The organism is Ferrovibrio terrae, from assembly GCF_007197755.1.
In the GTDB taxonomy this organism is placed as follows: Bacteria; Pseudomonadota; Alphaproteobacteria; order Ferrovibrionales; family Ferrovibrionaceae; genus Ferrovibrio; species Ferrovibrio terrae.
In genome coordinates this window covers 3,400,020-3,412,693 of the sequence record NZ_CP041636.1, presented here as the reverse complement: position 1 = coordinate 3,412,693, position 12,674 = coordinate 3,400,020, and the positions used below count along the sequence as shown (strand labels likewise).

Here is a 12,674-nt window from a genome sequence, read left to right as displayed (position 1 = left end):
GTTCCATGACCGGCGGCCGCCAGAGGAAAGTCCCGAAAAAGATCACGCCGGGATATCTGGAAAAGGCAGCCCTCTTCTATCTGGAACGCTACAGCAGCTCGGCGGGGAATCTCCGCCGGGTGCTGGATCGCAAGATCAGCAGTTCGATCAGGGAACACGGCGCGCCGACCAAAGAGGAAGCCATCGGCTGGGTTGCCGAGTTAATCGCCAAACTGCAGCGCAACCGGTTGCTGGACGATCAGGCCTATGCAATCAGCCGTGTGCGACGCCTGTACGCGGAGGGCAAATCGTTGGGCCGCATCCGGCAGACCCTTGCGGTCAAAGGTATCGGCAAGGAAGATGCCGATGCGGCGCTGGAGCGGCTGGCGGCTGAATCCGCAACCCCGGTTTCCGACCTGCCTGCAGCGGCGGCTTTTGCCCGCAAGCGCAAATTGGGCCCGTATCGCGGCGATCCGGCGCAGCGGGCCGAGATGCGGCAAAAGGATCTGGGCGCCCTCGCCCGTCGCGGCTTCAGTCAGGCCGTGGCAATGAAGATTCTCAATTCAAAAGATATTGCTGACTTAGAAAAGCTGCTCGAGGGGGAAGGATGGGAAAATTAGCTTCGTGGCGTTGGCTTGTTATTCCGCTTCTTGTCTGGATGACCGGTTGCCAGGCCGGTGGGCAGAAAATGAGCCAGGTTGTTGCCTCGGGAGGTGTAAAGCCTATCGCTTCCGACAAGGCGCGTATTTATGTTTTTCGTCAGGCTGCTGAATATGGCAGCCTCTATGCCCCAATCACGTACATCGATGATCGCAAATACTATGTTATTCGTCAGGCTGGCGTATACATTCACGATGTTGTGGCTGACCGGGACATCGTGTTCCTTGCAAAAGGTGGCGGCGGTATAATAACCACAGGCACTTACCGTCTTAATCTGAAACCGGGCGAAGAACGCTTCTTTGAGGCGACTTACACCACGATTGAGACTTTGTCGCCGGGCACAAAAGCACTCAGCACGATCCTTTCGGGTGACAGTGGAACGAAACGTTCGTTTCACGTAAGCGAAGTGAATCCCGCAGAAGCGCGAGAGAAGATGAAAGATCTTTCGCTTGCCCAAGCAGGTACAGAGTGAGTTTTGAATGAGTGAGAACATTCGACCCATCCATGTGATTGGTGGCGGTCTGGCCGGCTCGGAAGCCGCCTGGCAGATCGCCGGCGCCGGCGTGCCCGTGGTGCTGCACGAGATGCGTCCCGTGCGCAAGACCGATGCGCATCAGGGTGAAGGGCTGGCCGAACTGGTCTGCTCGAATTCCTTCCGCTCCGACGATCCCGAAGGCAATGCCGTCGGCCTGCTGCATGAGGAACTGCGCCGCTGCGACTCCCTGATCATGCGGGCAGCCGATGTCGCCAAGGTGCCGGCCGGCGGCGCGTTGGCGGTCGACCGTGATGTCTTTTCCGCCGAGGTGCAGAAAGTCATCGAAGCGCACCCGCTGATCGAACTGCGCCGCGAGGAAATCGCTGGCCTGCCGCCCGCCGAATGGGACAATGTGATTGTGGCAACCGGCCCGCTCACCTCACCGCCGCTGGCGGATGCCGTGCGTGCATTGACCGGTGAGCAGAGTCTCGCCTTCTTCGATGCGATCGCGCCCATCGTGCATCGCGACAGTATCGACATGGACAAGGCCTGGTTCCAGTCGCGCTACGACAAGGTGGGCCCTGGCGGCGCCGGCGAACAGGGCGAAGGCGCGGATTACATCAACTGCCCCTTCGAGAAGCCGAATTACCTTGAATTTCATGCAGCCCTGCTCGCGGCCGAGAAAACAGAATTCAAGGACTGGGAAAAGAACACGCCCTATTTCGAGGGCTGCCTGCCCATTGAGGTGATGGCGGAGCGCGGCCCACGCACGCTAACCTTCGGCCCGATGAAACCGGTCGGCCTGACCGATCCGCGCACTGGCCGCAAACCCTATGCGGTCGTTCAACTGCGCCAGGACAACAAGCTGGGCACGCTGTTCAACATGGTCGGCTTCCAGACCAAGATGAAATACGCCGAGCAGACCCGCGTCTTCCGCATGATCCCCGGCCTGGAGAATGCGCAGTTCGCGCGGCTCGGCGGCATCCATCGCAACACCTTCCTCAACTCTCCCAAGCTGCTCGACAGTCAATTGCGCCTGAAGGCCATGCCCAGTCTGCGCTTTGCCGGCCAGGTGACTGGCGTGGAGGGTTATGTCGAAAGCACCGCGATCGGACTTCTCGCCGGCCGCATGGCGGCTGCGCAGCGGCTGGGCAGCGAACAACCTGCGCCACCGCCGACCACGGCACTGGGCGCGCTGCATACCCACATCACCGGCGGCGCAGATGCGAAACATTTCCAGCCGATGAATGTCAATTTCGGCCTGTTTCCACCGCTCGGCACGGATGTGCCGCGCAACGAGCGCAAGCCCGGCCTGAGCCGCCGTGCCCTGCGCGATCTGGCCACCTGGCTCAACGGAGCGACCGCCGCGGCTGCATGACAGACGGTCCCGTCACACTTGTTGGTGCCACCAGCAAACTCGGCCAGAACCTGATGCGCAGGCTGGCCGGCCGCGGGCGCAAGGTCATTCCGCTTGGCCGCCGGCTTGATGCGCTGACACCTGAACAGCGGACTGACGCGCGACACTTCGACCTCGAACAGCCAGGTAGCTTGCAGACCGCATTGCAGGGCGCCGAGTATGTTGTCTCCTGCGTGCATGCCTATGACGGCGCCGCGGTGGTGGCGGCCTTGCCGGCGACGGTGAAGCGCGTGGTGCTGCTGGGCTCGACCCGCATCTTCAGCCGCTATTCCAACCGCAATATCGAAAAGCAGAAGGATGCGGTGGCGGCGCTGGCCAACAGCGGCATTCCCGGCGTGGTGCTGCATCCGACCATGATTTATGGCGGGCCGGCCGATGCCAATGTGCAGCGTATTGCAGCTTATATCCGCAAGTTCGGCGCGGTGCCGCTGCCGGCTGGCGGCACGGCTCTGCTGCAGCCAATCCATACTGATGATGTCGTGTCTTGCATCGAGGCTGCATTGCAGCGCGATGAAGCGCCGGGCGAGCCCGTCATCGTTGCTGGCCCGCAGGTCATTTCGTATCGCGATCTTGTGCAGGCTGTCGGCCGCGCGATCGGCACATCACCCACCGTGTTGCCGGTACCCGGTTTCGCCCTGCAGATCGCGGCGGCACTCACCGCTGCTGTTCCCGGCATTCCCACGATCAGGATCGACGAAGTGCGCCGCCTGGGTGAAGACAAGACCTTCCCCATCGACGAGATGCGCCGCCGGCTAGGCGTCGAGCCGATCGACATCTCGACCGGCCTCGCCCGTACTTTCAGCCGTTAAAGGCGTCCGCGCAGGCTGGCCCACAGCAAGGCCATCTGTTTCTTCAGCGGCGTGAGGGCCATTTCTGCTGCAACCGGATCGTGGTTGTTGCGGCGCAATGCCTTCAGCGCCAGTCCGCCCAATGTTGCCGGCAGCAAAGCCGGCAAAGCGGCGCGAGCGACTTTTTGCTGCCGAGCTACCTGCAGAAATGCTTCAGCATCTGAGGCGATGCGGGCATGGATCTGCCTCAGCGAGGCGCTCGCCTCAGTCTGATAAACCGCTTCGGGCGACAGGCCCTGTGCCGACAGCAGGTCCAGCGGCAGCAGCACGCGCTGCCGCGCCAGCAGATGCGGTGCCGCACGCAGGATGCCAGCCAGTGCATAAGCAGCTCCGGCAGCATCAATCACGGCGTCATCCACCTGCGCATCCAATTGCTGTGCAGCGAGCTTCATCAGCGGCGCCGAGGTGGCCCTCGCATAAGCAGTGAGCGTGGGAAGGTCGGCAAAAGGCGCATCTTCCATGTCGCGTTCGCGGGCATCGATCAGCGCCATAACGATGGTCTGGTCGAGATGCCGGCAATGGTCATGCAGCGCCAGCACGACCGGATGCCGACGTGGCGTACCGGCAACAATTCCGTCCCAGGCCTCGCGCCACCATTGCAGCCGGATCTGGCCGATCATTGGCTGGCTGACGCTTTCGCGTGCCCGCGCAATTTCGGCGTTGAACGCGTAAAGCGCGAACAGGCCAGGACGCGACGCATCCGGCGCGAACAGCGTGGTCAACCAGCGGTCGGGATCAAGCCGCTGCAGGTCGCGGCCGCACTGATCTGCGGGTGTCTCGGTCATGCAGGAACCGCGCGAATCCGGGAAGATTGCTTGTCGCTACCGGGTTTTATGGTAGCCTCACCCCTGCGAATCAGGCTGATGCACGCACACACGGTGATCGATTCGTCCTTCCCCTGCCCTCGTTTTAATGAGGGTGCGTTGCGGATCAGCAGCCCAAGCCTCTCTTGGTCAGCCTGAACAAGAACAACAAGGACCCGCATCATGGCAAAGATTCTCGAAAACCTCTACAAGGCGCTCGGCGCGGGCGTCGTGCTCGCCCTGATCGTCTTCTTCCTCGTCCATCGCAGCTTCGATGCTGCTTTCGTCAGCTTCTTCTTCCGCTGGCTGCATGTGCTGTCCGGCATCCTGTGGATCGGCCTGCTGTGGTATTTCAACTTCGTGCAGATCCCGACCATGCCGAAGATTCCCGCCGAGCTGAAGCCCGCCGTCGGCAAGTTCATCGCCCCTGAAGCGCTGTTCTGGTTCCGCTGGTCTGCGCTGGCCACCGTGATCACCGGCCTGATCCTGTCGATTTTGAACGGCTACGGCCATCAGGCCTTCGCCATGCAGGAAGGCAGCCGCACCATCGGCATCGGCATGTATCTCGGCCTGTTCATGGCCGCCAATGTCTGGTTCATCATCTGGCCGAACCAGAAGAAAGCGCTCGGCATCGTACCGGCCGACGACGCAGCCAAGGCCAAGGCGGCCCGCGTTGCGATGCTCGGTTCGCGCACCAACTTCATGCTGTCGATCCCGATGCTGTATTGCATGGTCGCGCAGCAGAATGGCGGCGCCTGGTAACAGCGCGTTCCGCTCAAACGATCAAGGGCAGCCGAGAGGCTGCCCTTTTTCTTTGCCCGCAGCCCTAGACGGGGATCAGAGCGGCGGCCACGCGCCGACTCTCGCCCATCAGCAGATTGTAGGTACGGCAGGCAGCGCCGGTATCCAGCGTTTCGATCACCGGGCCCTTGCCGCGCACTGCAGCCCGCAGAGCCTTGTCGATAAAAACCATGCTCGGGCCGCAGCCGAGCAAAAGGATCTCGACATCGGTACCGGCGGCAAATACCGGTTCCAGCGACTCCAGCGTCATCGCCTTGATGTCGGGAATGCCCCAGGCCAGCGTCTGGCCCGGGAAAACCAGCACGGACTCCGTCCAGTGCTTGCCACTGATTCGGAAACCCCCGTCGCCATAGGCGTTGATCACCTGCCGATCGGCAGGAATATGTGGCAGCAGGTCCATACCTGCCTCCTTGCTACGGCCGTTGCGCGGCCGCCTTGGCTTCCGGCTGATCGGACGGCTGACCGCGGCGCAGCCGGTTCTCGCCCAGGAACAGCAGGATCGGCGCCGCGATGAAGATCGACGACGACGTTGCCAGCACAATGCCGAACAGCAGCACGATGGCGAATTCGCTCACCGCCTCACCGCCGAACAGGGCGAGCGGCAGCGTTGAGAGGAACACCGTGATCGAGGTGTTCACCGTGCGGTTCAGGGTCTCGTTGATGCTTTTGTCGATCAGTTCGCGCAACGGAAGCGTCTTGTACTTGCGCAGATTCTCGCGCACGCGGTCATAGACCACGACCTTATCGTTGACCGAGAAGCCCATGATGGTCAGCACAGCGGCGATGGCCACCAGATTGAACTGGATATCGGTGATAACGTAGAAGCCGATCGTCTTGGTAACGTCGAGCACCAGCGTTGCGATGGCGCCGATGCCGAACTGCCATTCAAAGCGGAACCAGATGTAGATCAGCATGGCGACCATGGCGAGGCCCATCGCCAGCATACCGTCACGGAACAGCCCCTCCGACACGCTGGCGCCCACCGCTTCGACACGGCGGATTTCAGTGCCCGGATAGGACTGCTGCAGGGTAGCACGCACCTTGTCGGCGGCGCGCTGGGCGGCCGAATCTTCGGTGCCCTGGCGCTCGAGGCGGATCAGCACGTCGTTCGGTGACCCGAACTGCTGCAGGGCCGCATGGCCGAGATCGAGATTGCCGATCAGGGTCCGCAATGCCGGGAAGTCGGCCGGCTGCTGCAGGCGGGCCTCGATCACGATGCCACCCTTGAAGTCGATGCCGTAATTCAGGCCCGGATGGAAGAACAGGATTACTGAAATGACAGACAGGAACGCCGACATGGCGAGGCCGATGATGCGGCCCTTCATGAACGGGTAGCTGGTATTGTCTGGAATCAGGCGGAGCTTGTACATGCCCGTCTCCTTACACCGGCAACAGGGTGGGCCGGCGCTGCCGCAGCCAGGTCACCATCATCAGGCGGACCAGCACGGTAGCAGTGAACATCGAGGTAAGAATACCGATCGAGATCGTGACGGCGAAACCCTTCACCGCACCCGAACCGAGCGCGTAGAGCAGCGCCATCTTGATCAGCGTCGTGACGTTGGCATCGACGATGGTGCTGAAGGCGCGGCTGAAGCCGGCCGACATCGCTGCCATCGGTGATTTGCCGATCTTGGTTTCTTCGCGGATGCGCTCGTTGATCAGCACGTTGGCGTCGACCGACATGCCGAGCGTCAGCAGCAGGCCAGCAATGCCCGGCAGCGTCAGGGTCGCCTGCAGCAGCGACATGGCGGCCAGCGTCATGACCAGGTTGACGATCAGCGCGACATTGGCGAACAGACCGAACAGGCCATACGCCAGCACCATGTAGATCACCACCAGCACGGCAGCGGCGCCGATCGAGATCAGGCCGGCGCGGATCGAATCCTCGCCGAGATCCGGACCGACGGTACGTTCTTCCACCACCTTCAGGGGTGCGGGCAATGCACCGGCGCGCAGCAGCACGGCAAGGTCATTCGCCGAAGCGGTCGTGAAGTTGCCGCTGATCTGGCCAGAACCGCCGAGGATCGGTTCGCGAATGACCGGCGCGCTCAGTACCTTGTTGTCGAGCACGATGGCGAACGGCTGGCCGACTGCCTGCTGGGTGATTTCGGCAAAGCGCTTGCCGCCCACGGTGTCGAAGCGGAAGTTCACCACTGCTTGGCCGCCGCGCTGGTCGTAACCGGCCTGCGCATCAACCAGATTGTCGCCGGCAACTTCGACCTTGCGTTTGACGACGTAGCGTTCGGCGCGGCTGTCGCCTTCGAGGATTTCAGAACCCGGCGGTGCCGGTGCATTCGGATCGGCGCCAACATCCACCATGCGGAAGGTCAGCTTCGCAGTGGTGCCGAGCAGGCGCTTGATGCGCTCGGGATCGTCGATGCCGGGCAGCTGCACCAGGATACGGTCCGCGCCCTGACGCTGGATGGTGGGTTCGGATACGCCGGTCTGGTCGATACGACGCCGCACGATTTCGATGGATTGTGTAACGGCGTTGCGCGCGCGCTCCTGCAAGGCGGGCTCCGACAATGTCATGCGCAGCTGGCCATCGGCCGTACTGGACAGATCCATATCGACCGGCCCGGTGCCGAAGCCGAGGCCCGAGGTGCTCTGTACCGGCAGGGCCAGCTTGATCAGCAGTTGGCGTGCCTGTTCGGTCTGCGCGGCATCGCGCAGGCGCACGACGACGCTGTTGGTGCCGGAGACGCTCAGATTGGTGTAGCCGATGCGAGCCTGGCGCAGTTCGTTGCGGGCGCCTTCAACCAGAGCTTCCAGACGCTCGCGCAGCACGACGGACGTATCGACTTCCAGCAGCAGATGCGCGCCACCGCGCAGATCAAGGCCGAGGCTGACCTGGCGCTTGGGCAGCCAGTTGGGCCAGCCTGCGACCGTGGCCGCCGGGAAAAAGCTCGGGATGCTGAAGATCACACTGGCCAGACAGGCCAGGGCGATCAGCGCGATCTTCCAGGGCGCAAAATACATCATCGGATAGTCACATCATGCAGGCAGTGAAAAGCGGACGACGCCGCGCGGCGCCGTCCGTATGTGGCAATCAGCCAGCCTTGGCTTCAGCCTTGTCTTCATCGTCGATGTCGCCGCCCTTGGCGCGGACTTCGCCGATGGTGCCCTTCAGCACCTTGACCTTCACGCCTTCGGCGATCTCAACCTGCACAACGCCATCTTCCTGCACCTTGATGACCTTGCCGATGATGCCGCCAGCGGTGGTGACGATGTCGCCACGACGCACGGCTTCGATCATCGCCTTGTGTTCCTTCATCTTCTTCTGCTGCGGACGGATCAGCAGGAAGTAGAAGACGACGAAGATCAGGACCAGCGGCAGCAGCGAGGTCAGCATGTCGGTGGTGCCACCACCCGCCTGCGCATAGGCCTCGGAAATCAGCATAGAAAACTCCCTGTCGATGATTGGGGCCGCGGCAGCCCAGCCGACTATCGGGGACCGCGCGACGCGAGAGGCGGACTATAGCCGCCGATGCCCCAATTGCAAGCGCCTGAGGCCTGTTCGGACCCCTCGCTCATTCACCGAAAAGCCTTGAGAATCAAGCTGCTGCCAGTGCGGTCCCTAGTGCGGCTGGGGCGCCTGTAGCCAGACGAGCGCGGCGCGCCGATCCGAGAACATGCGATGCAAGGCGCGCGGAAACAGGATGCTCACCGCCTTGATCACGAAGGAGAAGAAATAGTCGGGACTGATATAGGCGACGCGCGATGGCTGCGCCTTGCCGCCCCAGGCCGCGAGTTCGCTGACGCGCTTGATTGCCGCCCAGTCTATCTTGCCCTGGAAGCCCGAGACGTCCACCAGGGTCGGCATATCGGTGAGAATCCAGCCGGCTTCATAGCCGGCCCGCATGCCATCCAGCACTTTGGCGGTATCCGGCGCGCCGGCAATTTCAATGATCAGCAGGCCATCGCGAACACGGATATCGACGAAGTCGATCCGGTCCCCCTGCCTGAACCTCTGCGTCTCAGCGACCACGTCAGACATTGGCTCTCCCGCCGTCCGACACGATGCCGGCCCAGTGATGAGTGGACAGCCGGCATGGTTAATATTGCATTACCCCTATAGGTAGTGGTCCTGGCAGAATCGGGTTGTGCTGTAACATTCGGCGGTTCCGCTGTGTCCAAGTTTGGACATACCGCACTGCACAGGAACATGCCCTGACCAAACCCGTTCGGCTGCTGAGCAATTCAAACAGCGAGGGTCCGATGACCGCAGCTACAAACCGTGAGGCCATTATCTTCGCCGCCACCGACGCCGAGGCTGAACGCTGGTGGTGGGATGAGGTTGGCGTACTGGTCGAGCACGAAGTCTGGCACCTGCCGCGTCTGGCCGACGAGCAGGATGGGGCCGAGTGATAATCGGAAGAATTGGTCGGACTGGCGGGATTTGAACCCACGACCCCTTGTCCCCCAGACAAGTGCGCTACCAGGCTGCGCTACAGTCCGACCGGGCTTCGCGAAGCGGCCGGGTATGCAGGCGGCCTTGCGAAGCGGCGCGCACTATAGCCACCGCCCCCTCCCGGCGCAACCGCGCCAAACCCTTAGAAAATGAGCATGAATGCCGGCTCATCGTGACCGGCGAAACCGTCAGCGCGTCTGTCGCGAAATGATGTCGGCGTGGATGGCTTCCAGCTCCCGAAGGCAGGATTTCAGCGCCTGCTTCAGGTTGCCCATGTCGCTGAGCAGTTCGAACGGCATGCCGATCTGACGCTGGTCAGGTGTTGGCTTCCTGGCAATGGCAGCTGGCGTCGCTTCAGGCGCGGCCTGCGCCTTGCCGCGTGCGCGCACGGCCTTGGCGAGCCCGCCTTCGCGCAACAGCTTCTGCACGCCCTTGATGGTGTAACCCTGGTCATGCAGCAGGACCCGCACTTCCTCGAGCAGCGCAATATCGCCGGTGCGGTAATAGCGCCGGCCGCCATTGCGCTTCACCGGGCGGATCTGATGGAATTTCTTTTCCCAGAAACGCAGCACATGCTGCGGCAGGCCGAGCTGATCGGCGACCTCGCCTATGGTGCGGAAGGCGGCGTCGGTCTTGGTCCTAGCGGACTTATCGGGGCTGGTCTTGTCCTGAGTCTCGGTCGGAGTCGCCATGGGCTCCGATCATACAGGAATAACGACAGGTTACGAGCCGCTTTTAACCTGCTGGCTTGCAGCATGCATGCCGGCGTTGATCTTTTCTTTCAGCACGTGGCTGGCGCGGAAAACCAACACCTTACGCGGGTCGATCGGCACTTCCTGGCCGGTTTTCGGGTTGCGGCCCATGCGGCCGCCCTTGGAACGCACCTGGAAGGTGCCGAAAGAGGAGATCTTGACCATGTGGTCGGCGATCAGGCTGTCGATGATCTCATTCAGAACAGTTTCAACCAGTTGCGCGGATTCACTGCGCGACAGGCCAACTTCCTGGTAGATCGCTTCGCTGAGCTGCGCCCGCGTCAGGGTATTCTCGCTCATCGCCAACGCCCCTTTTTCTAAATTTTATAGGGATGACGCTAACTTAAGCCCAAGCGGTCGTCAATAAGACCTTGAGCGTATCAAAAGCAGGAATCTGGCTTAAGGGGCGGAAATCCCGCCCAGAATCGGAACTACCAGCGAACCAGGGCGCTGCCCCAGGTGAAGCCGCCGCCCATGGCCTCCAGGAGCACCATCTGGCCCGGCTTGATACGGCCATCAGCCGTAGCTTCGGCGAGCGCCAACGGCACGGATGCGGCCGAGGTATTGCCATGGTGATCAACGGTCAGCACCACCTTGTCGGTGCTCAGGCCGAGCTTGCGGGCAGTGCCGTCAATAATCCGTTTGTTGGCCTGATGCGGCACCAGCCAGTCAATCTGGTCGGCGGTCATGTTCACGGCCTGCAGCGTTTCCTTCACCACATCGGCGAGGTTCACCACTGCATGACGGAAGACTTCCTTGCCAAGCATCCGGAGCTTGCCCGTGGTCTGGGTGCTGGACGGGCCGCCATCGACATAGAGCAGGTCGTGATGACGACCATCGGAATGCAGATGAGTGGTCAGGATGCCGCGATCATCATTGGTGCCCTCGCCATCCTGTGCCTGCAGAACCAGCGCGCCAGCGCCATCTGCGAACAGCACGCAGGTGGTGCGGTCGTTCCAGTCTAGAATGCGCGAGAAAGTTTCGGCACCGATCACAAGCGCGGTCCTAGCCTGGCCGGCCTTGATGAAGTTGTCGGCCGTTGCCAGCGCATAGATGAAGCCCGAGCACACCGCCTGCACATCAAAGGCAAAACCGCGCGTCATCCCTAGGCCGTGCTGCACGCGGCAGGCTGTCGCCGGGAAGGTTTCATCGGGCGTGGCCGTCGCCAGCACGATCAGGTCAACGTCGCTGGCAGTCAGTCCGGCGTTCTTCAGCGCTGCCTGCGAGGCCTTCAGCGCAAGATCTGAAGTCAGCTCGCCTTCGGCGGCGATATGGCGCTGCTTGATTCCGCTGCGATCGACGATCCACTCATCGGTCGTATCGACCATCTTGGCGAGGTCGGCATTGGTCAGAATCCGCTCCGGCAGATAGCTGCCGCATCCCACCACAACAGAGCGAATCATCCGGCCCTCGCACTCGACTCTTGTTCGTTGAGGACCGCTTCACTGTTTGCTACCTGCTTGGCCAGCGATTCAGCAAAGGCGCCAGCGAAGTCAGCCTTGATACGGTCGATCAGGCGATCCTGCGCCATATCGATCGCCAGTTCCAGAGCCGAGGCAAAGCCCACATCGTCGGTGCCGCCATGGCTCTTCACCGCAATGCCATTCAGGCCCAGCATCACGCCGCCGTTGTAAAAGCGGGGATCCATGCGGTCGCGCAGCATCGCCAGACCTGCGCTGGCGAACAGATAGCCGATTTTGGTGAAGATCGAACGCTGAAAAGCCGAGCGCAGCAGAGACGACATCAGCTTGGCGGTGCCTTCTACCGTCTTCAGCGCGATGTTGCCGGTGAATCCGTCGGTGACGATGACGTCGACACTGCCACCGCCGATATCATTGCCTTCGACGAAGCCGATGAATTCGAACGGCGGATTGTTCACGGCGCGCAGCATTTCAGCTGCGGCCTTCACTTCGTCATGGCCCTTTACGTCTTCGACGCCGACATTCAGCAGGCCGACGCGCGGACGATGCCGGCCCAGCGCGGAATGCGCCAGGTTCGCGCCCATGACGGCGAACTGCACAAGATTTCTGGCGTCGCATTCGACATTGGCGCCAAGATCGAGAACGACGGTTTCGCCCTTCTGTGTTGGCAGGAAGGACGCAATCGCAGGGCGCTCGATACCAGGAAGAGTCCGTAGCACAAATTTGGCCATTGCCATCAGTGCGCCGGTATTGCCCGACGACACGACAGCCTGGGCTTCGCCATTGGCGACAGCGTCGATGGCGAGACGCATGCTGGTGTTGCGACCACGGCGCAGCGCCTGGCTCGGCTTGTCGTCGCTAGCCACCTTCTCTGCGGTGTGGCGCAATTCGCTGCGATCGTTCAGCGTGGGGAATTTACGCAATAGCGGTTCGACCTGTGCGGCATCGCCGAACAGGATGAACTTGACGTGCGGAAAACGTGGAAGCAGAGCGGCTGCGCCCTTGATCACCGCGTCGGGGGCGTGGTCGCCCCCCATGGCGTCGAGCGCAATCGTTAAGGCCGCGGTCATCCCGTTGCCTGCAACCGTTCAGTACGGATGCCTGAGC

The 12,674-nt window shown here is 61.9% G+C and carries 16 protein-coding genes and 1 tRNA gene; 6 read left to right on the top strand and 11 right to left on the bottom strand.

Features of this window, described 5'->3' with window-relative positions; genetic code table 11:
- Positions 1-5: 5 nt before the first annotated feature.
- The 4 genes from FNB15_RS16680 to FNB15_RS16665 are packed head-to-tail and all read left to right on the top strand — an operon-like array spanning position 6 to position 3,340.
- Complete coding sequence (locus FNB15_RS16680; protein ID WP_144069789.1) at positions 6-599, top strand: regulatory protein RecX; 594 nt, start codon at positions 6-8, stop codon at positions 597-599.
- Positions 587-1,111 carry a hypothetical protein gene (locus FNB15_RS16675; RefSeq protein ID WP_144069788.1) on the top strand — a complete coding sequence of 175 codons (525 nt, stop codon included), beginning with the start codon at positions 587-589 and terminating at the stop codon, positions 1,109-1,111. The genes FNB15_RS16680 and FNB15_RS16675 overlap by 13 nt, the downstream gene beginning before the upstream one ends.
- Positions 1,112-1,118: 7 nt before the next feature.
- Positions 1,119-2,492 (top strand): methylenetetrahydrofolate--tRNA-(uracil(54)-C(5))-methyltransferase (FADH(2)-oxidizing) TrmFO, encoded by a 1,374-nt coding sequence (gene trmFO, locus FNB15_RS16670; protein ID WP_144069787.1) that lies wholly within the window; start codon positions 1,119-1,121, stop codon positions 2,490-2,492.
- Positions 2,489-3,340 (top strand): SDR family oxidoreductase, encoded by an 852-nt coding sequence (locus tag FNB15_RS16665; RefSeq protein ID WP_144069786.1) that lies wholly within the window; start codon positions 2,489-2,491, stop codon positions 3,338-3,340. Before trmFO ends, FNB15_RS16665 begins: the two co-directional genes overlap by 4 nt.
- On the opposite strand, the gene FNB15_RS16660 is transcribed toward FNB15_RS16665, so the two are convergent.
- A complete protein-coding gene (locus FNB15_RS16660; RefSeq protein WP_144069785.1) occupies positions 3,337-4,164 on the bottom strand; it encodes a phytoene/squalene synthase family protein in 828 nt (275 codons plus the stop codon). The genes FNB15_RS16665 and FNB15_RS16660 overlap by 4 nt on opposite strands.
- A gap of 201 nt (positions 4,165-4,365) precedes the next feature.
- Between FNB15_RS16660 and FNB15_RS16655 the strand changes: the two genes are divergently transcribed.
- A complete protein-coding gene (locus tag FNB15_RS16655) occupies positions 4,366-4,944 on the top strand; it encodes a urate hydroxylase PuuD (protein ID WP_144069784.1) in 579 nt (192 codons plus the stop codon).
- 64 nt (positions 4,945-5,008) lie between these two features.
- Here the strand turns inward: FNB15_RS16655 and FNB15_RS16650 are convergent, their stop codons facing one another.
- The 5 genes from FNB15_RS16650 to FNB15_RS16630 all read right to left on the bottom strand — a co-directional run bounded on the left by FNB15_RS16650 (position 5,009) and on the right by FNB15_RS16630 (position 8,980).
- A complete protein-coding gene (locus FNB15_RS16650; RefSeq protein ID WP_144069783.1) occupies positions 5,009-5,383 on the bottom strand; it encodes an Mth938-like domain-containing protein in 375 nt (124 codons plus the stop codon).
- A gap of 13 nt (positions 5,384-5,396) precedes the next feature.
- On the bottom strand, positions 5,397-6,353 hold the full coding sequence (gene secF / locus FNB15_RS16645; RefSeq protein ID WP_144069782.1) for a protein translocase subunit SecF: 957 nt from the start codon (positions 6,351-6,353) through the stop codon (positions 5,397-5,399).
- Positions 6,354-6,363: 10 nt separating this feature from the next.
- On the bottom strand, positions 6,364-7,965 hold the full coding sequence (secD, locus tag FNB15_RS16640) for a protein translocase subunit SecD (RefSeq protein WP_144069781.1): 1,602 nt from the start codon (positions 7,963-7,965) through the stop codon (positions 6,364-6,366).
- Between the two features lie 67 nt (positions 7,966-8,032).
- Entirely contained in the window at positions 8,033-8,383 is a 351-nt protein-coding gene (gene yajC / locus FNB15_RS16635; RefSeq protein ID WP_144069780.1) for a preprotein translocase subunit YajC, read from the bottom strand.
- Positions 8,384-8,560: 177 nt separating this feature from the next.
- Positions 8,561-8,980 (bottom strand): hypothetical protein, encoded by a 420-nt coding sequence (locus FNB15_RS16630; protein WP_144069779.1) that lies wholly within the window; start codon positions 8,978-8,980, stop codon positions 8,561-8,563.
- Positions 8,981-9,201: 221 nt separating this feature from the next.
- Here FNB15_RS16630 and FNB15_RS20990 point away from each other — a divergent pair, with 221 nt between their 5' ends.
- A complete protein-coding gene (locus FNB15_RS20990; RefSeq protein WP_185973591.1) occupies positions 9,202-9,351 on the top strand; it encodes a hypothetical protein in 150 nt (49 codons plus the stop codon).
- A 13-nt stretch (positions 9,352-9,364) separates the two neighbouring features.
- Here the strand turns inward: FNB15_RS20990 and FNB15_RS16625 are convergent.
- From FNB15_RS16625 to plsX, 5 genes are all read right to left on the bottom strand, one after another.
- Positions 9,365-9,441: transfer RNA gene (locus FNB15_RS16625), tRNA-Pro, on the bottom strand.
- Between the two features lie 141 nt (positions 9,442-9,582).
- Positions 9,583-10,086 (bottom strand): MerR family transcriptional regulator, encoded by a 504-nt coding sequence (locus tag FNB15_RS16620; RefSeq protein WP_144069778.1) that lies wholly within the window; start codon positions 10,084-10,086, stop codon positions 9,583-9,585.
- A 30-nt stretch (positions 10,087-10,116) separates the two neighbouring features.
- Positions 10,117-10,446: an integration host factor subunit alpha gene (locus tag FNB15_RS16615; protein ID WP_144069777.1), complete on the bottom strand. Its 330-nt coding sequence runs from the start codon at positions 10,444-10,446 to the stop codon at positions 10,117-10,119.
- 131 nt (positions 10,447-10,577) lie between these two features.
- A complete protein-coding gene (locus tag FNB15_RS16610; protein ID WP_144069776.1) occupies positions 10,578-11,549 on the bottom strand; it encodes a beta-ketoacyl-ACP synthase III in 972 nt (323 codons plus the stop codon).
- On the bottom strand, positions 11,546-12,637 hold the full coding sequence (gene plsX / locus FNB15_RS16605) for a phosphate acyltransferase PlsX (protein WP_144069775.1): 1,092 nt from the start codon (positions 12,635-12,637) through the stop codon (positions 11,546-11,548). The genes FNB15_RS16610 and plsX overlap by 4 nt, the downstream gene beginning before the upstream one ends.
- Between the last annotated feature and the right edge of the window lie 37 nt (positions 12,638-12,674).